The 24,938-nt window shown below is 38.4% G+C and carries 11 protein-coding genes and 1 tRNA gene; 2 read left to right on the top strand and 10 right to left on the bottom strand.

Going from position 1 to position 24,938, the window contains the following annotated elements:
• Positions 1 to 220 precede the first annotated feature (220 nt).
• On the bottom strand, positions 221 to 1,534 hold the full coding sequence (gene nhaA / locus J7E57_RS06250) for a Na+/H+ antiporter NhaA (protein ID WP_251029817.1): 1,314 nt from the start codon (positions 1,532 to 1,534) through the stop codon (positions 221 to 223).
• A gap of 312 nt (positions 1,535 to 1,846) precedes the next feature.
• Here nhaA and J7E57_RS06245 point away from each other — a divergent pair, with 312 nt between their 5' ends.
• Entirely contained in the window at positions 1,847 to 3,391 is a 1,545-nt protein-coding gene (locus J7E57_RS06245; RefSeq protein WP_215126109.1) for a SulP family inorganic anion transporter, read from the top strand.
• 92 nt (positions 3,392 to 3,483) lie between these two features.
• Here J7E57_RS06245 and J7E57_RS06240 read toward each other — a convergent pair whose 3' ends face one another.
• The 9 genes from J7E57_RS06240 to J7E57_RS06200 form a co-directional block, all read right to left on the bottom strand.
• Positions 3,484 to 4,803, bottom strand: a complete 1,320-nt coding sequence (locus tag J7E57_RS06240) for a site-specific integrase (protein WP_215126107.1) — start codon at positions 4,801 to 4,803, stop codon at positions 3,484 to 3,486.
• A 248-nt stretch (positions 4,804 to 5,051) separates the two neighbouring features.
• Positions 5,052 to 5,124 (bottom strand) — tRNA-Lys (locus tag J7E57_RS06235).
• A 637-nt stretch (positions 5,125 to 5,761) separates the two neighbouring features.
• Positions 5,762 to 6,817, bottom strand: coding sequence for a cellulase family glycosylhydrolase (locus J7E57_RS06230; protein WP_215126105.1), 1,056 nt, complete (start codon positions 6,815 to 6,817; stop codon positions 5,762 to 5,764).
• A gap of 55 nt (positions 6,818 to 6,872) precedes the next feature.
• Complete coding sequence (locus J7E57_RS06225) at positions 6,873 to 8,714, bottom strand: glycoside hydrolase family 35 protein (protein WP_215126102.1); 1,842 nt, start codon at positions 8,712 to 8,714, stop codon at positions 6,873 to 6,875.
• 134 nt (positions 8,715 to 8,848) lie between these two features.
• Positions 8,849 to 10,366, bottom strand: coding sequence for a glycoside hydrolase (locus tag J7E57_RS06220; protein WP_215126099.1), 1,518 nt, complete (start codon positions 10,364 to 10,366; stop codon positions 8,849 to 8,851).
• Positions 10,367 to 10,384: 18 nt separating this feature from the next.
• Positions 10,385 to 12,085, bottom strand: a complete 1,701-nt coding sequence (locus J7E57_RS06215; RefSeq protein WP_215126097.1) for a RagB/SusD family nutrient uptake outer membrane protein — start codon at positions 12,083 to 12,085, stop codon at positions 10,385 to 10,387.
• A gap of 5 nt (positions 12,086 to 12,090) precedes the next feature.
• Positions 12,091 to 15,258, bottom strand: a complete 3,168-nt coding sequence (locus J7E57_RS06210) for a SusC/RagA family TonB-linked outer membrane protein (protein WP_215126094.1) — start codon at positions 15,256 to 15,258, stop codon at positions 12,091 to 12,093.
• Between the two features lie 231 nt (positions 15,259 to 15,489).
• The gene (locus J7E57_RS06205; protein WP_215126092.1) at positions 15,490 to 19,614 is read right to left on the bottom strand and encodes a two-component regulator propeller domain-containing protein; all 4,125 of its coding nucleotides are present in this window, start codon (positions 19,612 to 19,614) and stop codon (positions 15,490 to 15,492) included.
• A 178-nt stretch (positions 19,615 to 19,792) separates the two neighbouring features.
• Entirely contained in the window at positions 19,793 to 23,683 is a 3,891-nt protein-coding gene (locus tag J7E57_RS06200) for a TIM-barrel domain-containing protein (RefSeq protein WP_215126090.1), read from the bottom strand.
• A 552-nt stretch (positions 23,684 to 24,235) separates the two neighbouring features.
• Between J7E57_RS06200 and J7E57_RS06195 the strand changes: the two genes are divergently transcribed.
• Positions 24,236 to 24,634 carry a LytR/AlgR family response regulator transcription factor gene (locus J7E57_RS06195; protein ID WP_215126087.1) on the top strand — a complete coding sequence of 133 codons (399 nt, stop codon included), beginning with the start codon at positions 24,236 to 24,238 and terminating at the stop codon, positions 24,632 to 24,634.
• Positions 24,635 to 24,938: the final 304 nt, after the last annotated feature.

Here is a 24,938-nt window from a genome sequence, read left to right as displayed (position 1 = left end):
TCCAGAAAACCCATTGCAAAAACCGCAATGGGTTTTGTTTTATATAGAATTGCTAAAAAAATCTATCATAATTTATAATCCCCACGCACGGTGCGGCCTGCGAAACCCCTTCGCACATAAGCCATCCCACTGTTCTCGCTCTGGGCATTTACGGAAAGTAGTACTTGGGTTCTCCTCCTTATAGCTATGAATGCAGAAACCTAAGATGTAGGCCAATTTGTCAACTACCGGATTTGCCAATGCGTTTGAGTACAACAGTGCCAATTAGCCCGGCAAGAACTGAAGCGATTAAAATTCCATACTTGGCCTGATCGATGAAAACCGGGTTTTTGAAAGCCAGTCCGCTAACAAATAATGACATCGTAAAGCCTATACCCGCAAGCAGTGCAACCCCGGCGACGTGCTTCCAATTGGCTTGCTCCGGCAAACTGGCTAATTTAAGTTTGACCATAATCCAGCAAAAAAGAAGAATCCCGGTAAATTTTCCTATTATCAATCCTGCTGCCACGCCAATTGATACCGGATTTATGATAGAAGAAAAGAAGTCTGATCCGATGACGATGCCAGCATTAGCTAAGGCAAATAATGGCATGATACCAAAAGCAACCCATGGATGCAGGGCATGTTCAATTGTTTGTAATGGGGTCTCGGCAGCCATGCTCAAACGCTTTACGTTTTGTATAGTTTTATTTTGCTTAGATGTGATAAGACTTCCTTTTTCCGGTATGTCCGTCTCAAAATCGTAGGACAGCTTCCTAAGATTATCCGAGTAAATTTGTTCATTTATTTTAGTCACCGCAGGAATAGTAAAAGCTACTAACACTCCAGCTATTGTTGCATGTACACCGGAAAGCAAAAATCCTATCCAAACACCGATGCCTATGATTAGATAAAATAGACTACTTCTTATACCCAATAAATTACCTGCGATTAAAACTATAAGGAAGCCGCCACCGATTGCAAGCGAGATAAAATTTATTTCAGCTGTATAAAAGAACGCTATTACAAGTACTGCCCCGAGGTCATCTGCTACGGCCAATGCAGACAAAAATACTTTTACAGAAACTGGAATGTTCTTACTTGCCATGGACAAAAGCGCAAGGGCAAAAGCTATATCGGTTGCCATTGGAATTCCCCAGCCATGATCAGCATCTGTACCTTTATTTATTGCAAAATATATCAACGCAGGTAATAACATGCCCCCAAGCGCCGCAGTCATAGGTAAGGATGCTTTTTTTAGTGAAGAGAGTTCTCCTTCCATAAATTCCCGCTTTAATTCCAAGCCAATTACGAAGAAAAAAATTGCCATTAGCCCATCATTAATCCAGATATGGAGTGGGTGGGTTAGCATAAAGTTATCAAACCCCACTGAAAAATTAATGTGCCACAAATGCTCATAAAATTCATGGTAGCCAGAATTTGCCCAAACAATCGCCACAATGACACTAGCAAGCAATACTATACCGCTAGTGTATTCTAAATGAATAAACCGGCTTACCGGAGCCATGATTTTATCTATTGCTGATTTCTCCATATAGCCAAAGATAGAATATATAATATAAATCATTTTCCCAGAAATACAGTTTTTTTATATCTTTGCAGCAATCGAAATGAGAAAAAAGGATAAAGTTTCATATAACCGAGTGACAAAGCACTGATCAACATCAGTTCGTCTTTTTATGCACTAGCTGTTCTTAGCAAGGCAAATTTTCTATATCCAAATTTTTAAAACAGTTTTTTATTTGAAATTCCTTTTGGCATTTCTAAAAGTTTAAATGTCGTTCAGCAACAATGCTGTTCGAAATTTTGATTGAATCTTTTATTATTCACCTATACACTTTAATTCATGACTAAAACTTATTTAGGTCTCTTTGACTTTTCGCAAAAGATTAATTACAAAAATGAAATTCTTGCAGGTTTAACCGTGGCGATGACAATGATGCCGGAATCCTTATCCTTTGCCATACTTGCCGGATTTCCCCCGCTGGTGGGCTTATATGCTGCATTTATTATGGGGCTAATTACCTCGATATTTGGTGGCAGACCAGGATTGGTTTCAGGTGGTGCGGGTGCAACAGTTGTGGTACTCATCGCACTAATGAAATCCAACGGCATCGAATATGTATTTGCCGCTGTTGCGCTAGCAGGTATTATCCAAATACTTGTAGGTGTCCTTAAATTGGGAAAATTTATCAGACTTGTACCGCAACCTGTAATGTACGGGTTTGTCAATGGTCTTGCGGTGATTATTTTCATGGCGCAGTTAGAACAGTTCAAAACTGTTGTAAATGGTCAGGTCAGCTGGCTAAGTGGTACACCTTTGATGATTATGGCAGGGCTTGTTCTTTTAACCATTGCAATCGTGGTCTTTTTGCCTAAAATCACAAAAGCCGTCCCGCCATCACTCGTGGCTATTGTCGTTGTTTTCCTGTTAGTATTCGGATTAAATATTGATACAAAAACGGTAAAAGATATCGCATCTGTTAGCGGAGGGTTCCCGCCTTTTCATATTCCCATGATACCGTTTAATTTAGAGACACTTCAACTTATATTTCCATATGCGTTGATTATGGCCGGAGTAGGTTTAACAGAAGGCTTGCTTACTGTTAATCTGGTTGATGAGATGACAGGTACAAAGGGCAATGGCAACAAAGAGTGCATTGCGCAGGGAGCAGCCAATATAGCTAATGGTTTTTTCTTTGGCATGGGAGGATGTCCGATGATCGCCCAAACCTTAGTCAACCTGTCCGCTGGTGCCAGAGCGAGATTGTCGGGTATAATTGCCTCTCTTACTATCTTAGCCATTATTTTATTTGGTGCGCCAATTATTGAGCGTGTGCCAATGGCTGCCTTAACCGGAGTTATGATTATGGTAGCAATAGGAACGTTTGAATGGGTTAGTTTCCGTATCATCAACAGAATGCCCAAACAAGATATTTTTGTTGGAATGCTGGTTGCGGTGATCACTATTTGGCTTCACAATCTTGCTTTAGCGGTCTTGATAGGAGTAATCATATCCGCATTGGTATTCGCCTGGGAAAGTGCTAAACGAATTCGTGCAAAAAAATATATTGATGAAAATGGTGTGAAGCACTATGAAATCTATGGACCGCTATTTTTCGGTTCCGTTGCAGCTTTTAATGAGAAATTCGACGTACAGGAGGATTCCAATGAAGTAATTATTGATTTCAAAGAAAGCAGGGTTGCAGATATGAGCGGTATAGAAGCATTGAATAAACTTACCGAGAGATACCATCAACTGGGTAAAAAACTTCATTTGAAGCACCTAAGTAAAGATTGCATACTCCTTTTGAAAAATGCGGGAGATATTATTGATGTGAACATCATAGAAGACCCTACTTATCAGGTTGCTACTGATAGACACGCTTAATCTGAATGTAAATGCCTGTTCATGACTAACGAGACATAGTTTGGTTAACACATGAACAGGCAATTTAATAAATTTAATAAAATCGTTTCATTTTAAAAGCTTCGGCTATCACAAACTTCATTATACTTTTCCCTGAGCAAAGCAATGTCTGCGCTTATTTTGGATTCTGTAACTTCACAAGCTTTGATATTTTGGGCGACAAATTTCCCCATTAACGGAGCCATATCTTCACTTACTTTGGTATCCAATACCTTTGCATATAATTGAGTGGTACGTATATTGGTGTGTCCAAGCATTTTAGATACGCTTTCGATAGGTACGCCATTCAATAAAGTTACAGTAGTGCCAAAAGTACGTTTGGCGATCCTGTTGCCCAATGTTTTATTAACTCCTGAAAGTGCTGCAATTTCAACCAAATATTCATTCATTTTCTGATTGCTGGAAATCGGTAAAGCTCTGTTGTTGTTGAGGCAATAAGGGTGATCCTTGTACTTATCCAGAATGCTTGCCGCTATCGGCAGTAGTGGAATTGCTGCCCTTGTATCTGTTTTTTTTCTGTAGGTAAATATCCAACGTTCTCCATCAACCCCAATACTAATGTCTGCAAGTTTAAGTTTTTGAACATCCGCATAGGAAAGCCCAGTATAACAACTAAACAGAAAAAAGTCACGTACCTGCGATAACCTGTCAGTTGTAAACTGTTTTAGGGTAATTTTCTGCAATTCATCAGCGGTTAAAAACTCCCTGTGGACAGGCTTGGATTTTAGTATATGGCCAAAGAAGGGGTCAGTACTGATCCATTTATATTTCCTGCAGATGCTTACGATCTTTTTGAGGTTTTTAATATGCTTATTTGCGGTATTGGTATCGTTTTCCTTAACCGTATGCAGGTAGAAGTCAAAACCGTCGATAAACTCGTGGTCTATGCGTTTTACGTTAAAATCCGCTCTGCCATATTTTGCGGCAATGAAATCTTCCACATGCCTTTCCAATACTTCAAATCTTCTAAGCGTTCCTGGTGCATATTCTTCTTTATCCACTAATGCTTTCATTTTTTCATTGTGGGTTTTAATGGCCTCTAGTATGGTATGTGCCTTTTCCTCTTTGCCTAAGAATTTGCATTTTACACTATCGGCGGTTACTTCCGCTCCGTCCACACTTAGCAGGGTATGTGCCGCATAAACTTCTGCTTTCATATTTTCCAGATAGGCATTCAAAGTTTTAACATCTTCCTTTGTGCCAATGACTTTTCCGGCTTTTGCATTCCATCGCTCTGGTTCGCAATTTCTGCTTGTTGAGATTTCCGCACGAACCCCGTTTACTGTAATTCTTAAAAAAATAAAGTAAACAGCCCCTTTTGTGTAGTTTTTTGGCCTTTTCAAAAAGAAAAGCACGCTAAAATTAGTTTTCATAACGATAACATTAAGGTTAAACAAAAATAGCTTTGCAGTTTCATTCATACAAGATGTTCATCTATTAAACTAGCTGACTATCAATGTATTAATACGAATTAGGGGAGTTTGATATTATAAAGAACGACGCACCGAATGACGCACATTTTATATGCGATTTCGTGCATATTTTGGTATAACCCGTAAAAGCAAAAACCCTGCAAACATTTGATTTGCAGGGTTTTAGTTCTCTTTGATATTGTTTCTTGTGATCCCGCTGGGATTCGAACCCAGGACCACTACATTAAAAGTGTAATGCTCTACCAGCTGAGCTACGGAATCATTTTGTCCCTTTCGAGGCTGCGAAGTTAGAAATTAAATTCATTACCGCAAAGAACAGAGTCAATCTATTTAATAAAAACTTAACATTAACTAAATAAAAAACAGTTAAATCTTTAGAGATCATGTTGTTAAATACAATCAGAAATTTTAATTATTTATTTACTTTTCCTACCTCATTGTAATTAAAACAGACATATAACATAAAAATGATGTTTTAACACCCCTAAACCTATTTACATCTACCTTGTTTTTCATGATCACAATATCCTAATTACATCTTGTTAATATTCCAAATACTATAAAACATAGATTCACAATAATCAAACAATTGCGCGAAATTAGCCATGCTTTTAGGCAAAACCTTAAAAGAACGCGGGGCGCAAATGCCTGTAGAAAAGGCGACCCGAAAAACAGTGCCATTTCCCGATGAGATTTTCGGCAATTAACTATGTTTATCGTGATAAAGCAAAAGAGATTGTATCATAAAGGCGATTTCACCTCAGATTCTGTCATGTTGTCCAAAGGACTCCTACGGAGAGCTTGTCGAAACAACTTAAAGGGTATTTAAGCAAATCCTTCGACAAGCTCAGGATGACAAATCTATATTTATGATACAATCTCTTTTCCTTAAATCTTATTATAAACCCCAGCCATATCTAATACGGGTTAATCCCGATTGATTGGTAGTTGTTAATGTAATATTTGTTCCGCTTCCGCCGCGGTTCTGAATACTGTAACTGTCGTTATCTCTAAGCCCTGGCCAGTACACACTGGCAACCTTATCGTTTCTGAATACATTGGTAGAACCAACTATATAGGCAATTTCATTATCGCTACCAACAGAACCGGTATAATTTTTACCCGTAGTCATGGCTGCACCGTATTCGGTAACCACGGTACGGCTTGCATAATTACCAAAACGGTTTCGCCAGTCAGCTTCCCAGGCCGATTGTGTTCTGGTAGCCCAAAATGCATAATTATGTAGGGATAAGAGGCAGCTCGAAAATCGGCTATCAGCGCCAACGGCTGTTACATTTTCCGAGTAGCCAGTACCACCTAGAAGAATCCGGCCTTTGCTTACATTGGGGTAACGGGAAAGCCATTCGGCATAAATAGTGGTTAATTGGGCCAATGTATAACCATAGGGCTCATTCATGGGTTCGAAATACACGTTTGCATTACTTCCATATTTATTAACTACGGTTTGCCACATGGCCCAAAACTGAGTAGTGTCATCGATAGTACCATTATGGGAAGATGCACTCTCCCAACAAGCAAGTATAACCTTCATGTTTTTACTTAAAGCGCGATCTATTGCCCCGGTATATGCGCCCCACCACGAATCGGATACACTTGGCGGATTAATTGGTAACCTTACCGTATTTACACCCGGCATGTTATTTTGAAAACCCGTTAATATTGCATTTGCTTTTGCCGATACGGTGGTGTAATCATCCCCAGCGGTTAACCCTGAGGGGATTACCCAGCCATCAACAAAATTGTCGCGGCCATCTGCCCAATTTACACCTGCAATTCCCGCAGCACCAACCGATTCTGCATCTGCTTTTTGAGCATCCGTGACCTCCGTTTTTTCAATTTCGAGCGGAGTTTCTGTTAATTCTTTTTTTTCACAGCCCATTAAGCACGCGCTTAACATAACGGCCATTGTTGCAATTGACGTTTTAATTTTCATAGGTAATGATTTAATATTTGGTTAGTGAGGCGTTAACCAGAAGAAAATCGAAATGTTATTTATTTTTTAACTCATTTAAAATAGCTTTATCTAAACTGGTTAATGTATTCTGTGTAGGTTTAAGCAGTTCGAAAACTACAATTTCATTCTTTCCTTTTTTTAACCATTCTGCTGGCAAATAAATGGTTTGTTGCGGTCCAATGCCCCAATATTTCCCCAAATTATGTCCATTAACCCAAACCACGCCTTTGCCCCATTTGCGCATATCTAAATAAGTATCTGCTACTTTTGTTAAATTAAAAGAAGCAGTTTTAAGTACAGCGGCCGATTGGCTAATTACCTTAGGCAATAATTTTTGAGTGTTTACAGTATCAAATGGCAGTGGGTACATTTTCCACGATTTAATCTCAGTACCGTTGAAGGTTACGCTTTTGGTTATCCCCTTATTATTTTTAAGCAGGTAAGGCCCAAAATTAATCCTACCCATGTTTTCTACTAAAATATCCAGTTGTACATTGCCAGCAGGAAGATTAACTGTTAAACTATCCTGGTAAAGCCTTCTATCTAAAACACCAACAAGTTTTTTATTGATATATACCAGGCCATAATCGCGCAGCTCGTTGATTTTAATTACGCCTTTGCGCCCCCCTTTTATTGTGCTGCTGTACAATACAAAACCATAAGGTTGGTTAAGGGCTTCGAAGGTTAATGGTTTTTCACTTAATTGTGGTTTCCCAACCAAGTTAAAGATGTCTGTTGATTTGGTAAAGGTAATTACAGGCAATGCAGCTGCCGGCTTGGCGGCAGGTACAACAGGAAGTATTTGGTTTGCGGGCAAATTCTTTTTAATCGCTTCGCGGAAAAGCATAAATTTTGGTGTCGCATTACCTGCCTCATCTAAAGGTGCATCATAATCATAACTACTAATCTGTGGTTCGTAAGCTGTAGAATCGTTATAATTTGCCCCATTCATAAAAGCTCTGGTTGTACCGCCATGAAACATATACATGTTAATAGAAATCCCTCCTTTAAGTACAGTATCTAATTTATTGGCATACGTTTTTGGATCTACCTGATGATGTTTTGTACCCCACCAATCGAACCAGGCCGGATACCATTCTGGCACAAAGTAAGGTCCGGCACCATTGTTATATTTATTGATCAGCGTTCTGATCTGCGCAGGATTATCGATGCCATTTACGCCTGGAAGCAAACCCGCTAAATGACCACCTTCTAATGCAGAAACAGGATCGCAGGTAGAAAGCACGCCGTCAAAACCAGCATCTTTAAAGAGCTGAGCATTGATCTTCAGATATTCCTTGTCATTTCCGTAAGAGCCATACTCGTTTTCTACCTGTACCATTAAGATGTTGCCACCATGGTTAATTTGCAATGGCGCTAACCGTTTACCAATCTCTGTAAGGTATTCTTTATATTCTTTTAAATATTGTGCTTCTTTACTCCTTACCTGTAAACCTTTAATGTTCTGCAACCAAAATGGATAACCACCAAATTCCCATTCGGCACATACATACGGACTAGGGCGAAGCAATACCCATAATCCTTCTTCTTTTGCAATACGCACAAATTCGGCAATATCATTATTGCCCGAGAAATCGAATTTATCTTTCTGTGGTTCATGTACATTCCAAAATACATAGGTACCAATGGTGTTTAAGCCCATCGCCTTAGCCATTTTCATTCTATCGCGCCAGGCTTCTCTTGGTATGCGGGGGTAATGCATTTCGCCAGATATTATTTGAAAAGGCTTATTATCAAGCAGAAAAACAGAGTCTGCAAGTTTAAAAGTGTGCTGAGCCTGTGCAAAAGCACCTAAGCTGGCAAAACAAGTAATTAAAATTACCTTAAAAATGAGGTATTTGAAGGTATGTTTCATGAAGATGTGTATTTATGTTTTATAAAATTATATGCATAGTTTTCCTTTCCCTACATAGATAAGGTGCTTTGTTCCAGAGAACAAAATTGGAAAAGGATTAAATTTTTGGATATTCAAGCATCCCCAAACTGGGTTTACTTACTTACTATTGTGGTAATAGATTTAGCCGGAACCCTAATACCCTGGTTACTTTTATATTGCTTATATGGTGATAAATTATATGCTGCAGATGTAACATAGGTTTGCACCACATTTGGTTTACTTCCTTTTATTTCCAGATCCAGGTCGATATCTTGCTCACTTGTATTAACGGCTACAGTAACCAGATTGCTATTATCCAGATATGCTGATATGTAAATCCGTTTTTCTTTTCCGTTTGTTATACTAACCCCAACACGTTTGCTACCTGCTTTGATAAAACGGCTATAATTGCCTAAAGCCCATAACATTTTACTATCATAAACCTGCCCGTCTGTTTTATTTTTATCAATATATACCAGCCCATCTTTATAATCGCCAGCCGATACGGCCAGCCACCACTGCCATGATGTGGCATTCGATAAAACCAGATCGTGGTGGATTAGTCTGGCAATAAACAGTGCTGTTACCATACCCAAATCACGCTTTTCACCCTTTAGCACATCATCACCCAGCACACAATATTCAGACATCCAATACCTTAAACCTTTTATCCGGGCTACTGCTTCAGCTGTTTTTTTACGGGTATTAATAAATTTTTGTTCAGGACTTGTTGTAAAATAGCTATGACCAGAAATAGATTGATCAATATTGGATAAGTTGCCAACATAATTCGGAGATGAAGCATTAAAGAACTGATAGACCTGATTTCCCTTTGCGGTGTTTCCATTATCGTATAAATAATCGAGCTGGCCGGCCTCTCCTATCTGTATTTTGGTTTTGATCTGATTTTTCGCAAATGCATCATTTACGCCTTTATAAAGTTGAGCAAGTTCAGTATTGTTATAAGGACAACCTTCCTGATTGTGCTCATTCCATTTCCACTGTGGCTCATTTGCTGGACTAAGGTAATCCAATTCGATCCCTGTAGTTTTTTTCAACCCTTTAATTGTGGCTACCATATCGGCTGAAAAATCGGGAAGTTTATCAAAATTCAGGTTGCAGTTACCATCGGTAGAATAAGCTTTTCCATTTTTGGTAAAAAGCACATGCGGACTGTTTACAAAGCCGATAAACTGTTTTACGCCACGGGTTTTAGCGGCTTTTAAAAACCAGGTTTGCCCTGGCATCGCGTTCCAATCATAACTGCCATCTGGTTGCAGAAAAGCGTATTGACGACGCCATTCGTCGCCAATATCGCTTGCCTTACCTTGGGCGGCACTGCCACCACCAATACTGAAACGCCACATGTTAAGGCCAATACCAAGGGGCTGACCCGTTTTTGTAGTTTGGGTACTAAAAAGCAAATCGGCCATCTTATCCTTTTTTTCTGCAGGCCATAATCCGGCAAATTGACAAGTCCAGGCATCAGATGCCCCGAAACCTTCTATTGTTTGAAATTGAACCAATGGGTCAATTTCAATCTTTACAATTTGCTGGGCCGCAGCATTACCACAGCAAAACAAAGAAATGCAAGTAAGAAAGTAGCCGATTTGTTTATAATACTTTATCATTGATGGTTAAATTGTTTTTTAATAACCAGTGTTTTGCTGCAATTTACCACCTGAAGCTAAAATTTCGGCCCTAGGTATTGGTAACCAATAATGTTTAGTTTCAAACTTACGCCCGTCTAAAGCAACTTTAGGTGTATAAGTAAATCCAGCACCCGATTTGGTAATAATTATCCCGCCGGCGGGTTTATTTTCTGTTACATCGGCAATTTTCCATCTCCTCACATCATAATAACGATGTTCTTCAAAGGCGAGCTCTACCCTACGCTCATAACGAACCGCATCGCGCATTTGTGTTTGGGTAAGCCCAACGGCCAATTCAGGCATATTTACACCTGGCCTTGCTCTTACCATATTAATAGCTTGCCTTGCCGACATTGTTGATCCGGAAGGAACAGCATCAGGGCCATAGGCTTCGTTTGCAGCTTCTGCATAATTAAGCAAAATTTCTGCATATCTAAAATAAATCCAAGGCTGAAACCCTGCATTACCCCAAGGGTTTTGCAATGGATAAGCATCATTCATAAATTTTTTAAGGTAATAACCTGTTTTGGTTGTGTTCCAGTTATCATTTCCATCTTTACTATCTTTCCCCCCCGGAATAAAGGTTTCTACATTACGCTCGCGATAAGCTGCACCATTGTATAAAATAGTGGCTGCAAAACGAGGATCACGACCTTTATATGGTTCGTTGTTATCGTAACCAGATGTAGGATCGGTAATGGCTTTACCGTTGGCCATTTCATAATCATCTACCAGGTTTTGCAAAGGTGTATTACCAGCCCAGCCGCCATAACCGTTTGGTCCATTGGCAATTTCTAAATGGGTATGGTTCGCATTTTTTGTAAACAACCTCGCGAAAATAATTTCATTGCTTTGGTCGGTTAAGAATAAATTTCCATAACCGCCCGTGTAAATTCCATATTTATTTAGAGAAATAACTGCCTGGGCTGCCGTAACAGCTGCCTGCCAGGTACCAGCATTATACAACGGACTAGCAGCATATAAAAGCAAGCGGGATTTTAGCGCAAGTGCAGCGCCCTTTGTTGCCCTCCCTACCATCCAGCTACTGCTATTATCCAAAGGTAAATCTGCTGCAGCCTGGTCAAGCTGTGCCGCTACATAATCTATAGATTCTTTAATCGAGGCGCGTTGAAACAATGCCGGATCCTGCAAATTATCGGTCAGGTTGGTTACCTTATCGCCCATCAAAACTACGCCACCATAATTCCTAATTAAATCCTGATAACGGAAGGCCTTAATAAACTTAAGCTCCGCAACTAATTGTTTTTTATGTGCTGCACTCATTCCAATTTTACCAAGCACTTCGAGTGCATAATTACATTCTCTGATGCTTTTGTAGCTCCTTCCCCAATATACACCAGCACTGCCTAAATTTTCAGGTGCCAGCTGTCCTCTTTGGATCAACCAGGTGGCATCATCATTATTATAAATAGATTCATCGGTAAATGAGCTCCACATGCTATATTCGAAACCTCTGCCAAAACCCGGTGAAGAACCGTCGCCCTCTTTATCCTGCAATCTACTGGCGATATAACGGTTGGTTACATAGGCTTCAAAAACAGCTGTATCTGTTTCTATAGCAGATGTAGAGATCCGATCTGTTGGTTCTACATTTAAAAAATCTTTTTTACAGCCTACAATACTCGTTGAGATAAGAGACAGGCCTAAAAGTGATATATATATTGATTTGTTCTTCATGATGTTTAAAATTTAATATTGGCGCCCAAATTAATAATGCGTTGCTGTGGATAAAACTGCCCACTGCCACTGGTTCCTTCAGGATCGTAATCTTTTACTTTAGAAATGGTGAACAAGTTAAATGCACTCGCATAAAGCCTTAATCCCGAAACATTGATCCGATTTAAGAAACTGGCCTTAATGTTATAGGCAATTTCTACATTTTTAAGCCTTAAAAATGAGGCATCATTAAGCCAAAAAGTATTGTTAAACTGCCCACCGCTAATCGCATTCGATGCACGGTCAGTTACCCTTGGGTAAGTTCCGGTCGGATTAGATGCACTAAATCTGTTATCGGCCCAACTGCTGTAAAAGTTACCGATACTACCAGATTCTGGCAAAACGTATTGGCTTACCTGGGTTTGTCCAGCCAATACCATCGATACATCAAAGTTTTTATAAGAAGCGCCAAGCGTAAAACCATAAGTAATCTGAGGGATATTACTATATGGCGTTCTGGTTTGGTCATCGGCGGTTATTTTGCCATCATTATTATAATCGAGGTATTTAAGATCGCCAATTTTAGCGCCGCTTACATGTGGGTAAGCATCTAACTCTTGTTGCGTTCTAAATATGCCAATGCTATTGTAAAGCAGGTTAGCATTTAATGGTCTGCCGGTTTGGCGTTGATAATCTAGTGTACCACTGGCTTCATCTATAAAAATTACTTTGCTTTTTGCGTAAGTGATATTGCCTGATGCATTCCATTTAAAGTTTTCGCCATTATGGTTATAACCTAAAGTAGCTTCAAAACCAGTATTATTAACTTTACCAATATTTTCTGAAGGTACCAGCGGATCAGACCCGAAAGGGTTTACAATTCCTGAAGAACCTGGCAATGATGCATTACGGGTGGCCAAGATATCAGATCTTTTTTGTTGAAAATAGATAGCTTCGATACTAAAGTTTTTAAATATAACGGCATTGAAACCGATATCGAGTTTTTTGGCTACTTCCCAGGTAATATTCGGGTTTGCAAGTTTAACTAAATTTACGCCCGGCTGTATGGTTGATGATGTTGCACCTGGGCTTTGGGCTACAAATCCATTTCCAACAAGAACATAATTATCAAAGTACTGGAAACCATTTACGTTATCGTTACCAAGTGCTCCGTATGAAGCACGGATTTTTAAATTATCAACAAATTTGACGTTTTCATTAAACCACTTTTCTCTTGAGATTATCCACCCTGCAGAAACTGAAGGAAAATAACCATACTGTTTACCCTGAGGAAAAATTGATGATCCATCTACGCGCAACTGCCCTTCAAAAAGGTATTTATCATCGTAACTGTAAGCCAAACGACTAATTATACTTCGGCGGTTATAATTTGTGCTATAGCCTGAGTTTAAGAAATCCGTAGCAGCAGTACCTCCCTGAGAAAGTTCTGGCAAAGAAGTAGAAAGGAAATTAAAACGTTGTGCATCGAAATATTCTAAATGATTTTCGCTTTGTTCGTAACCCACAAAAGCATTAATATCATGCAGGTTAAACTTACGTGCGTAATTTAGTTTGATATTTGCGGTAAGCAACGATTCATTTTTATGGCTTTCGGTCAAGGTAGCTTTTTGGTTATTGCCACCAACAATTACGCTATTATAGTTTTTAGATGTAGGATCGTATTGATAGAGTAGGTATGGTTTGCTGAAACTTTTGGTAAATACGTTGGATTTATCAGCAGAGAAGAAACCATCAACAGAAAGCCCCTGTACTCCAGGAATAATAAAACTAGCCCTTAAAATACCATTTAAAACCTGCGTTGGCGATTTATTTGTTCCGCCTATATCTGTAACCTGTACGGCTGGATTTGCATTTTCTATACCGGTTGTTGGTAAACCATTTGGGTAATAAGCCGATACAATAGGTTTCGCCCTATAAATGGATCTGAAAACATCGCCAGCCCCTACCTGAGGAAACAGACGGTTTTCTTGCCTTCCTGATACCGATAAGCCAACTTTAAGGTATTTAGAAACGTTGGCATCTATATTTGTGCGGAAATTATACTGATTGTATTTGGTTACCCCATTTTTATACAAACCATCTTGAGAAACAGTACCTAACGACATGTAGTATTTTACATCCTCGCTGCCCCCGTTAATAGAAAGACTGTGTTGGCTTTGCAGCGCAGTTTTTTCTAAGGTTTGGTCAATCCAATCAGTATTGGGATATAACAATGGGTCGGAACCATTACGAAATTTTTCGATCTGATCTGCCGTGTACGACTGATTAAGGCCGCCTGCCGGATTTGAATCGAAATTAATTTCATTCATAATCTGTGCATAGGTTGCCGCATCAGCCATTTTAGGTAATCTTGTTGGTGAGCTAAAACCCTGGTTAAAACTATAGTTGATGGTTGGCTTACCAGTTTTTCCCTTTTTTGTAGTCACTAAAATTACACCGTTGGCTGCCCTGTTGCCATAAATGGCAGCAGAGGCATCTTTTAATACCGAAACGCTTTCAATATCATTTGGATCTAGGCGTTCTAGACCACCAATTTGTCCGGGTATTCCATCTACAACAACTAATACGCTGTTGCTCCCGGTTGTAGCCAAACCCCTGATGGTGATGTTTGAGCCATCAAAACCCGGCTCACCGCTCCTATTGTTAATTACCACCCCAGAAAACCGGCCAGCTAATGAATTGGATAAATTCGGTTGCGGACTCTTAACCAGGTCGGCTCCTTTTACCTGCGAGATTGATCCGGTTAATGTTGCTTTTTTCTGTGTTCCATAGCCAACCACTACCAATTCGTTTAGTGTTTTGGTATCAGAACTAAGCTGAACATTAATGGTTGTTCTATCACCAACCGTTTGCTCCTGAATGGTATAGCCCACATAGGAAAAAACAAGTACATCTGTTGTGGCTGCAACACTGATACTAAATTTACCTTTTGCATCAGTTTGCACTGCTTTTTCGGTTCCCTTAATCTTAACCGCCACACCTGGAAATGTAGCGCCAGTTTCGTTTGTTACCGTACCTGTTATCACAATTTCTTTAAGCTGACTCTTTATCCCTGTTTTAACAGAAACTAAAGATGCCATTGCCGGTAAACTGATGGATACGATAAATAGAAATGCCAGTGTTTTAATTGTAAAGAATTTTGGCAAAAATCCTTTCAGAACTTTTCTTCTCATATTGGTTTGCAAGTTTAATATTTGGTTAGCAGATCAATTTTACAACCTACCCAACAGAACCCTCTATCGGAATCGCGATTATAACACTGCTTTATGGAAGGCTAAATTAGCGCCAACAAACAACTCCTAAGGGGTACAAACAGTCCAAATTAGAGGGGTAAACAAACCGAAAAAACCCCAAAACAATGCTTTGAGGCCGATTATTAAAAATAACAGATGAATGGCTACTTGCTATTTACCTTTTTTAACTGTGGTATTAATGTTATTGGAAAACGGCTTGCGGAATTTTTTAATGTACTGCGATGGGTTCATGTTAAAGAGTTTATAAAACTGCTCTCTAAAATATTTCGGGTCGTTAATGCCCACCATGTAAGAAGTTTCCTGAATGGTTTTATCGGTATTGATAAAAATTTCGGCAGCTTTCCTTAACCTGATAAAACGAATAAAGCCATTCGCTGACTGACCAGAAATGGATTTTATTTTGCGGTAAAGATTAGATCTCGACATACCGATAGCTGCAGTCAGTATATCGATATTAAAATCGGGATCGATCAGGTGTTCTTCTACAATACGGATACAGTTATCCAAAAACTCTTTGTATTCTGCAGAGATTTTCGTGTTGTTCGAATTGAGGGTAATCTCGTTATAAAAGTATTTTTGCAGCGCATTTTTACTCTTTAGTATACTGGCTACCCTCGCTTTTAAAAAATCTTTATCAAAAGGTTTGCTAATGTAATCATCGGCCCCGCCTTCTATTCCTTTAAGTTTAACTTCTGGCGCAGAAATAGCGGTTAACAGGATAATAGGAATATGAGAAACGGCTACATCTTCTTTTATTTTACTACAAAGTTCTATCCCGGTTATACCATCCATCATTACGTCACATATCACAATATCCGGCAATAGTTCTTTTACCATATCGTACCCGTCTTCTCCGTTGCTCGCTTCATAAAGGTGATAATCCATTCTGAAAACCTGTTTCAGGTATTCTCTGATCTCAACGTTATCATCAATAATCAAAAGTGTTTTTAAATCCACAGCGAGCTGACTATCAATCAACGGTTCTTCTGCTGCTTTTACAATATTATTTGCCGTTATTTCATCCTCTATTAACTCTTTAAATAACGATGAATCAGTATCTACCAGTTCCTCCTGCAAAATTACCGCATCTTTAAAATGGCTTATTCCTTTTAATAAGGCAATATTAAATGCCGTGCCTCTATTTTCAACACTGGTGTAACTTATCGCTCCACCATGCATTTCTATAAAATTCTTAGCCAGGTACAAACCAATACCAAAACCTCCTTTTGCTGATTTATTTCCTGGATCCTGATAAAATTTTTCATAGAGTTTTTCTCCTGCGAAGCTGGTAATACCACAGCCTGTATCTTCTATAAGCACATTTATATTTTCCTGATTACTTTTTACAATCATTTTAACCGTACCGCCTTCGGGCGTAAATTTTATGGCATTTGCTAGGAGATTAAAAAACACAATCTCTATTTTTTCCCTATCAGCATAAAATGGGATCAATTCATCGGGGCATATAAACTCAAATACAATATTTTTAGACCTGGCCTGGTGCACAAAGCAAAGAAATACTTCTTTACACAAACTCACCAGATTTACGGGAGCTACTTTTAATTTTCCGCCATAGGTATCTGCTTTTCTGAACAATAACAATTGATCTACCAAACTTAAAAGCCGTTTTGCATTTCTGTAAACAATATTTAAATCAGTGGTATCAACATTTTTATCGTTCTTGTATAAAAGCTCTTTAACCGGATTGATAATTAGTGTAAGTGGCGTACGAAACTCGTGCGATACATTGGTAAAAAAAGAAAGCTTCTTCTCGCTGAGTTCTTTCTCTTTTTCACTTTCTACATGGGCCAGCTTCACCTGAAATTCGAGGTTTGCTCGATGCTCACGGTACTTAAGGTAGGCATAAATTATCCCAAAGAAAGCCAGTCCATAAATACAAAAAGCCCACCAGGTACGGTACCATGGCGGTGTAATGGTAATTACGATAGAATTGCCCTCCATATTCCAGATGCCATCGTTATTTGATGCCCTTACCTTTAACACATACTTACCGGGATTTAAATTGGTATAGGTGACTTTATGCTCACTGCCACTGTAATTCCATTTCTTATCAAAACCTTCGAGAAAATAAGCATACTTGTTTTTTTCGGAAAGTGTATAATTGAGTGCTATAAAACCAAAAGAAAGCACACTTTGGCTGTAGGGCAAAGTAATCTCCTTGGTCATATACACCGGTAGTTTTAATGGAGAATCATCACCAGGCAGAATTAATTTATTGAAAATAGAAAAATCGGAAAAATAAACCGCCGGAGCCGTTTTATTATATTTTAGCTGTTGTGGATTAAAGTAAACGATACCTTTACTTCCCGCCAGGTAAATTTCTCCTTTGGCATTTTTACAGATAGCGGCATTGGCATAAACACCGTCTTTCTCATCGTAATTTTTTACCATTTTGTTTACCGGATCAAAGAGTGAGATCCCCTGTTCGGTTGTTACCCATAACCTGCCATTGTTATCTTCTACCAGATCGGTAAAAACATTGCTTGCAAAACCGTTTTGCTTTGAATATATTTCGAAAGTATCTGTTTTAACTACATATTTATTCAATCCATCGCGGGTGCAGATCCAAACATTTTGGTGCGAATCCAGATAAAGGCTATTTACAATGTTATTGCTAATGCCACCTTTTCTGGAATTATCGATCATGTAATTGCTAAACTTTCTGGTTTTAGGGTTAAAGCGGCTGAGCCCACTTCCGTATGTCCCGATCCAAACATTGCCCTGCGCATCTTTTAAAAGGCAGTACAAATGGTTATTACTCAATGAAGCCTGGTTTTTAGGGTCGTTAAAGTAATGTGTATAACTGCCGGTTTTTTCGTTATACACTTTCAAACCAGCATCGGTAGCCAAATAATATTCGTTATTGTTTACCTCAATTAAATCTCTAAAAACATCTTCGTTAAAAAAACTACCAAGTGCCGAACGGTGATGATGGTGAACAAATTTATTCTCTTTCTCCTCGTAACAGTCGAAACCATTTTCGCCCATTACCCATAGCCTGCCATTTAAATCGGTAGATAGGTTAATAATATCAGAGCTTGATAAACTATTTGCATTACTGGTATGCAGCAGTTTAATTACTGAACGATTATCGGGATTATATTTAAACAAACCTTTGTTTGTGCCTACCCAAAAATCCTTACCATAACTGATGATGGATTTGATGTCGGCCTGCCCAAAAGGAAGGGAAATAAAATTAAATTTATATTGGTTAAAGTCTATTTTACTGAGACCATTTTTACCACAAACCCATATCATTCCTGTTTTATCGCGGTATAGACCTCCGTTGGCAAAAAATTCGAGTTCTTCTATTTTCTCCCATTTATTTAATTCGGTGTTTACCCAAAATAATCCGGAGTTTCCGCCAACCAGCATTTTTTTCGCGCCTAAATTTAATACACTAAATACTGAAGCGTTACCAGTGCCTTTACTACTGTAGGTGTTGAATTTCCCTGTTTTCGGATCGAATCTGAACAGATCACCTTTCCAATAGCAACCAACCCATATCATGCCATCGCCATCTATGCTAAGTGTCCAGATATCGTTTGGATTTTTTTCGCCCGCTATTTCCTTTTGTGTGTAATTGGTAAAGCGATGTGTCTTTTGATCAAATTTATTTAGTCCTTTGCTCCAATTGCCTAACCATAAATTTCCTTCTTTATCTTCTGCAATGGCATTAACCGATTTCCCTTTAATGGCATTTGGATTTTTAATGTCGGGCTGATAAACTGTAAAGGATGCTGAGTTTTTGTTAAAAAGGTTAAAACCATCGTCGGTACCTACCCAGAGCTTATTTGTTTTATCAATGAGTAGCGACCATATTTTATTATTGCTCAACGATGTTCTTTTGTTTTCTTTATGATAAAAACGCTCAAACTTCTCTGTTACAGGGTCGAATTTATTTAAACCGTTCATGGTAGCCACCCAGAAAACACCATTCTGATCTTCTACAACAGCATTGATATAGTTATTGGTTAGTGATGTTGTATCGCCGGGGATATTTACATAAATTTTAAAAGAATAACCATCAAACTTACACAAACCGTTTTCGGTACCTACCCATATAAATCCCCTTTTATCTTTTAAAGCAGCTGTTGTATTTTTTGAAGGCAGTCCTTCATTTATACCGTATGTTTTAATTACATAATGGCCTGCTATTACAGGCTGGTTATCGACATGGGATACCTGCGCTTTAACAGGAGTAAAGAGGGAAAAAAATTGTAGAAGAAAACAAGTTAGACTAATTAATCTCATAGTTGAACAACAAAATTTGATGGGAGAATGCCTTAGCTAAACCCTGCCTCTTTTGAAATAGACGAGTTGTAAAGATACACTTTGCAAACTTATTACCGAATCTATTCTTGTGTTCAAGTTAGTGCCAATAAAAAAGAGGCCGATTAAAAACCGACCTCTTCGCACTAATCACTACTAACTAAAATTTAACTGAATTGAGATTCTTATCTACTAAAGTGCCTTCACTAATTTTAAGCATGAACTGTAGTTTGCGTTTTGCCTTTAATTTCAGGATAAACAGATCGGAAGTTTCGTTTAAAGCATCTTTGTTGCCAATGTTTACAAAGGTTGGATACAAAACCTTAGCGCCATTGGTGTGCAGGCGATCGTTGGTCAGGTTATCCATCTGTTTGATATTTAAAGGCTGAACACTTACAAAATCGTAATCCTGTGCATTGTATGGCAGTGCAAAACTTAAAGCATTTACTGACTTCAGGTTTATTCCTTTTACTTTGATTTCGATGATTTCGTCTTTATTATAAGCTTGTTTAGCAGTACTGATTTCCATTCTACCTGCAATTTTATCGATTTTAGCATTTTTCACACCTCCTTCAAGCTGTGTAGCCACAACTGAAATATCGTAAGCATCTATCAAATTGTTTTTATTGATATCGCCATTGCTGATATAACCTTCAAAATCAGCATCACCTTTTTTTAAACCAGTATAATTGATGTAAGAAGTTAAATCGTTCTTATCAATTAAACGGTCGCTATTGATATCGCCGGGGAGATAACTTTCGGTACCAGGAACTTTAAATACGTATAGCTCTCTACCTGAACCAAAACCACCTACACCATCAGCAACAGCAATTTTGAGGTAACGTGCAGCAGGATGAGCGGTAAAATTGAATATTTTAATTTCGTCGTTATTGGCCCATTCAAATGCACCAGCTTCTGTCCAGCTTTCTTTATTATTGCTATAAAAAACTTTACCTTTTAATAAAATCCCGTTCCCTCTTCCTGTGCGTGGCAGGTAGTGGAATTTATCCAGTTGATTGATCGATTTCAGATCAATGATCATATCAAAAGGAACTGCTTTAACACCCCATTTGGTATGCCAGGTATTACCTTCATCATAATCGAATAATTTATTGATACCAGAACCACCTTGATTTTCTACCGTAGTTTCGGCAACAATACCCTGAATAGCAAACTCTAGCGGATTGGTTTTGGTTGTTGCTTTAATTTCCGTCCAATCCGAGTAGCCATCTTTATTTACTGCACGCAGTTTAAAACTGTAAGCTGTTTCGGCTAATAAACCATCAAACAACAAAGCAGTATCTCGGATAGTAGTATAATGCATATCGTTAAAATCGATTTCATAAAAATCTGCATTGCTCACTTTACTCCAGCTAGGGCTAAGCGTATAGGCTTCTCTGTTTTTATCACTTACCCTTGCATTAGCAGGAGCAGTTAATTTACCTGTTGATGCACGTTGTTTATTTACGGGCTCGAATTTAAAACCGTCTATACTAAGTATTACCGGATTGATGGCAATATCGGTAGATTGAAGTTTAACCAACAATTGCGGGTTTTTAACCATTGCCACTTTTTCAAACTCGCTTCCTTTTGTAGCAAAACGGTTTAAGTTCGGGGCTGCATCGTAGAAATAAACGTTAGACTGTTTTAAAAACTCGTCTTTTGAGTTTACTTCTGATAATTTTATTTTACTGTTCCCAACTTTTGCCGTTAACCTTTTTGGTTTTTCGGTAACGTTAATTACGAATTCAGTTGTTTTCTCTTTCACAAAGCCATCAAAATCGCCCTTTGCAGGATGAATAGTTACCAAGGCATTGTTCTTCTGATCTAGTGCTGATTCAATTAAAGTAGAAGCACCTTTCCCTAATTTATAGGCTTCTGTTGCACCGTCATCATCATATTCGGTAAATGAAGTTTTTCCAAAAGGATATAATTCATAAATACGGTTTGCTTTATTGATTTCAGAAACGTTGTTATTCGGATTCGTCATCGGGATAATGGCACCATTTTTCACAAAAACAGGCAATTTCCATAACGGCGAGTCAAAACTGTTGAGAATGCTGTTTCCAGTATATTTTTCTCCGGTGAAATAATCAATCCACGTTCCCTCTGGTAAATAAATACCATTGCGGATATCGTTACCTTGTTCATCTGATTTGGTAGCCTGATAAATTGGCGCCACTAGGAAAGAAGGTCCGTACAAGTATTGATATTGTGTTGAAGTCCCTTTGGTATAGGCATTTGGATATTCCAGAAACATTGCCCTGATCATCGGCAATCCGGTAACCGCTTCTCTAGCTACGCTATAAGTATAGGGTATCAACTCCGATTTTAGTTTTAAATAGTTGCGGTTAATCGAAGCTACAGGTTCACCCAATGCATGTGGATATTTTTCATTAGCGCCCCAACCGTCCATATTTAATTCCATTGGCGTAAAGGTTTTCCATTGGAAATCGCGGGTATTGATGGTTAGATTTTTACCGCCGAAAATACCATCCATATCGGAAGTAATATTCGGTTGACCAGATAAACCAGAACCCAAATAGGTAGGGATGTGGAAACGGATATACTCCCAAACGCCACCAGTTTGATCACCCGACCAAATACCGGCATAACGTTGTGTACCTGCCCAGCCATCTAACGAAATGATAAACGGGCGGCTACTATTGCCATAATAAGGCATAATCTGGGCTACATCGGCAACGCCATTCAACCCGAATGAATAACCGGCTCCAACCCATGCTACATCGGTTTTTAATACACGAACGCCTGCATCTCTGGCTTCCTTAATAATATCGCGCTGCAATAACGGACTTACTTCTGGTTTAGGGTGGAGATCGGATTGTGTCCAAAGTCCAATTTCCACGCCGTTTTTACGGGCATAATCGCCAAAACTCTTTAAGTTCTGAATGTTGCCATCCAATGTTTCGGTTTGGCCATAACCTGCGCCATAACCATCATTTGGAAGTAACCAGCCCAAAGGCATATCGTATTTTTTATAACGGTCGATCACCGCACGGGCTGAAAACTGATAATTGTTTTTTTCGCCGTTAAGCGATTCTTTTATACCGCCATTATCTTTCTGACTTTCTTTGTAACGTTTACCATCTTCAAATAAAGTTCCCTTTTCGTCTTCTTTCCAAAAATCTCGGTTGTAAGCGTTTAAATGTCCCTGGTAGAAACCAAATTTTGGCAACAAAATCGGATTTCCGGTAAGTTGATAAAAATCGTTCAATAAGGGTACTGCACCATCGTTAATCATAAAAAAAGCATCCAGGTAATCGGTTTCATGTGCCAATTTCACCAATCCTTTTTCTTTAGCACCAAAATTGTAATTTCCCTTACTGAAGGTATACCACATTACAGCATAACCGTTGGTAGACCAATAATAAGGTGTTGGTGAAGCTACTCCCCCATCCGTCCAGCTGTTTTGGTTTTCGATAGAAATGGCTCTTCCCTTATGAGAGAAACGACCGTTCTGGACGCCACCACCATAAAAATACTCCTGTGGATTTTCTTTCAAACTAAGGGTTACTTTCCCTTTTTCGAACTGAATCGGTGCTAATTCTTCAACAGCCACAGTTTGTGTAGCAAGGTTGATAATTTTGATCAGTGAGGTATTTTTATCGAAAAGAACAGTAATCTTACCGGTAGAAATGAACAGTTGATTATTCTCATCTTTAATATCCAGTTTTGAAACCGGTCTGCGTGGGTTTTCGACTAAAATTTTGGCTTCTGGTTTTGCTTCCGGATCGCGTATAAAACCTCCTGTAGGGTCTTCGAAAAGACGGAAAATATGATCACCGTAAAAATCTAACGTTAAACGTTGATTATCAGAAAGCAACAATTCTACTGTGGTGGTATTGATCTTTTTTGCACTAAGCACTTTAGTAACTTTTTCGGTTACATGATTGGTTTGCTGAGCAGCTGGTTGAGCAGAAGCAAAAAATGGAGAGGCAATTAAAAAAAACGCACATGCCAAAACAACACGCTTAGGCTGGTTTTTGGGGTTGGTTATTTTAAAATGTTTAAGAAAATAATGCGGGGTCATTAAATTTTGATTTGGTTATGTGTTTAAGTTAAGCAAGCTGATAATTTAGTTGCTATGGGATAAAGTTAACAAACACATTAAAGGAAATGGTGCGTTTTTAGGTACAAAAACCGCGCAATCGTTTGCCTATCTAATTTTTTACCAGAGATGGGGTGATGTTTTCTATCATTAAGAAATTAAGGGCATTAGGTAATAGAATAAATAAAGATCAACGACTAATTCAATTACCAGCGGATCATGATGAGAAAATTAATTTGGTTAGCGAAATAATGATGGGTACTACAGTTATCTCTTTATAAAAACAGCTGGCTTATCAGATTAGCTGTTTTACAGTATAGGGTACAATATTTAAAGAACTTCGGCAAACTATTTACACAAAACAATCAATATTATCAAAAAAAACACAAAGCACACAAATAGTTTATTTCTAACCTTATTTGACTATAAAACATTGATTAGTTATATTTTAAACAAAGCGTTTTTGTATTACAAATTTAAAAAACAATCGAATGGCAGGCATTTTGTAAGTATTTGTAAAATTGCTTATTACAAATGAATTTCCCCCTATCACAATCCTATAGCTGTGTAATTATAGATGACAGCCAAATGAGTATAAAAACACTTGAAAACTTTGTTTCCAAAATAGACAAACTCCAGCTAAAGGGAAGTTTTACGAATGCAATAGATGCCATGGCCGCCTTTTGGAAATACGGAAAAATTGATTTCCTATTTCTGGATGTCCAAATGGAAATATCAGGAATTGATATGGCCAGAATGCTTCGAAACAGTGTGAAATTTGTTGTATTTATAAGTGCCGATGACAATAAGGCCATTGATGCCTTTGATAAGGGCAACTGTTTTTTATTTAAACCACTCGATTTTGTAAAATTTGAAGAAACGGTGAATCAGTTGATTCTGACTGAACGTGAGAACAAAGAAATACTTTTTTGAGTAGCTCGCTGACGATATCCGCTTTTATCTTTACCATTAAGTAATTAAGAAAATTAAGATTTCATAGCTCGGTCCCAGCGATCGTCCTCCTGAACTTGTTTCAGGATCTATCTGGATTGGATTATTTTTTTGCCACGGAAGCAGAGATTTACACGGAATTTAATTTTGCTTTGAGCTTAGTCTTTCAGCTTTTACCTTTCTTACCATTAAGTAATTAAGAAAATTAAGATTTCATAGCTCGATCCCAGCGATCGTCCTCCTGAACTTGTTTCAGGATCTATCTGGATTGGATTATTTTTTTGCC

The organism is Pedobacter sp. ISL-64, from assembly GCF_018613605.1.
Taxonomy (GTDB): Bacteria; Bacteroidota; Bacteroidia; order Sphingobacteriales; family Sphingobacteriaceae; genus Pedobacter.
The sequence above is the reverse complement of the archived record's forward strand: the minus strand, read 5'-3'. Positions and strand labels throughout refer to the sequence as shown.

Coding starts and splice junctions, on each gene's coding strand:
- nhaA (WP_251029817.1), bottom strand. CDS start 1,534: ATGGAGAAATCAGCAATAGATAAAATCATGGCTCCGGTAAGCCGGTTT.
- J7E57_RS06245 (WP_215126109.1), top strand. CDS start 1,847: ATGACTAAAACTTATTTAGGTCTCTTTGACTTTTCGCAAAAGATTAAT.
- J7E57_RS06240 (WP_215126107.1), bottom strand. CDS start 4,803: ATGAAAACTAATTTTAGCGTGCTTTTCTTTTTGAAAAGGCCAAAAAAC.
- J7E57_RS06230 (WP_215126105.1), bottom strand. CDS start 6,817: ATGAAAATTAAAACGTCAATTGCAACAATGGCCGTTATGTTAAGCGCG.
- J7E57_RS06225 (WP_215126102.1), bottom strand. CDS start 8,714: ATGAAACATACCTTCAAATACCTCATTTTTAAGGTAATTTTAATTACT.
- J7E57_RS06220 (WP_215126099.1), bottom strand. CDS start 10,366: ATGATAAAGTATTATAAACAAATCGGCTACTTTCTTACTTGCATTTCT.
- J7E57_RS06215 (WP_215126097.1), bottom strand. CDS start 12,085: ATGAAGAACAAATCAATATATATATCACTTTTAGGCCTGTCTCTTATC.
- J7E57_RS06210 (WP_215126094.1), bottom strand. CDS start 15,258: ATGAGAAGAAAAGTTCTGAAAGGATTTTTGCCAAAATTCTTTACAATT.
- J7E57_RS06205 (WP_215126092.1), bottom strand. CDS start 19,614: ATGAGATTAATTAGTCTAACTTGTTTTCTTCTACAATTTTTTTCCCTC.
- J7E57_RS06200 (WP_215126090.1), bottom strand. CDS start 23,683: ATGACCCCGCATTATTTTCTTAAACATTTTAAAATAACCAACCCCAAA.
- J7E57_RS06195 (WP_215126087.1), top strand. CDS start 24,236: ATGAATTTCCCCCTATCACAATCCTATAGCTGTGTAATTATAGATGAC.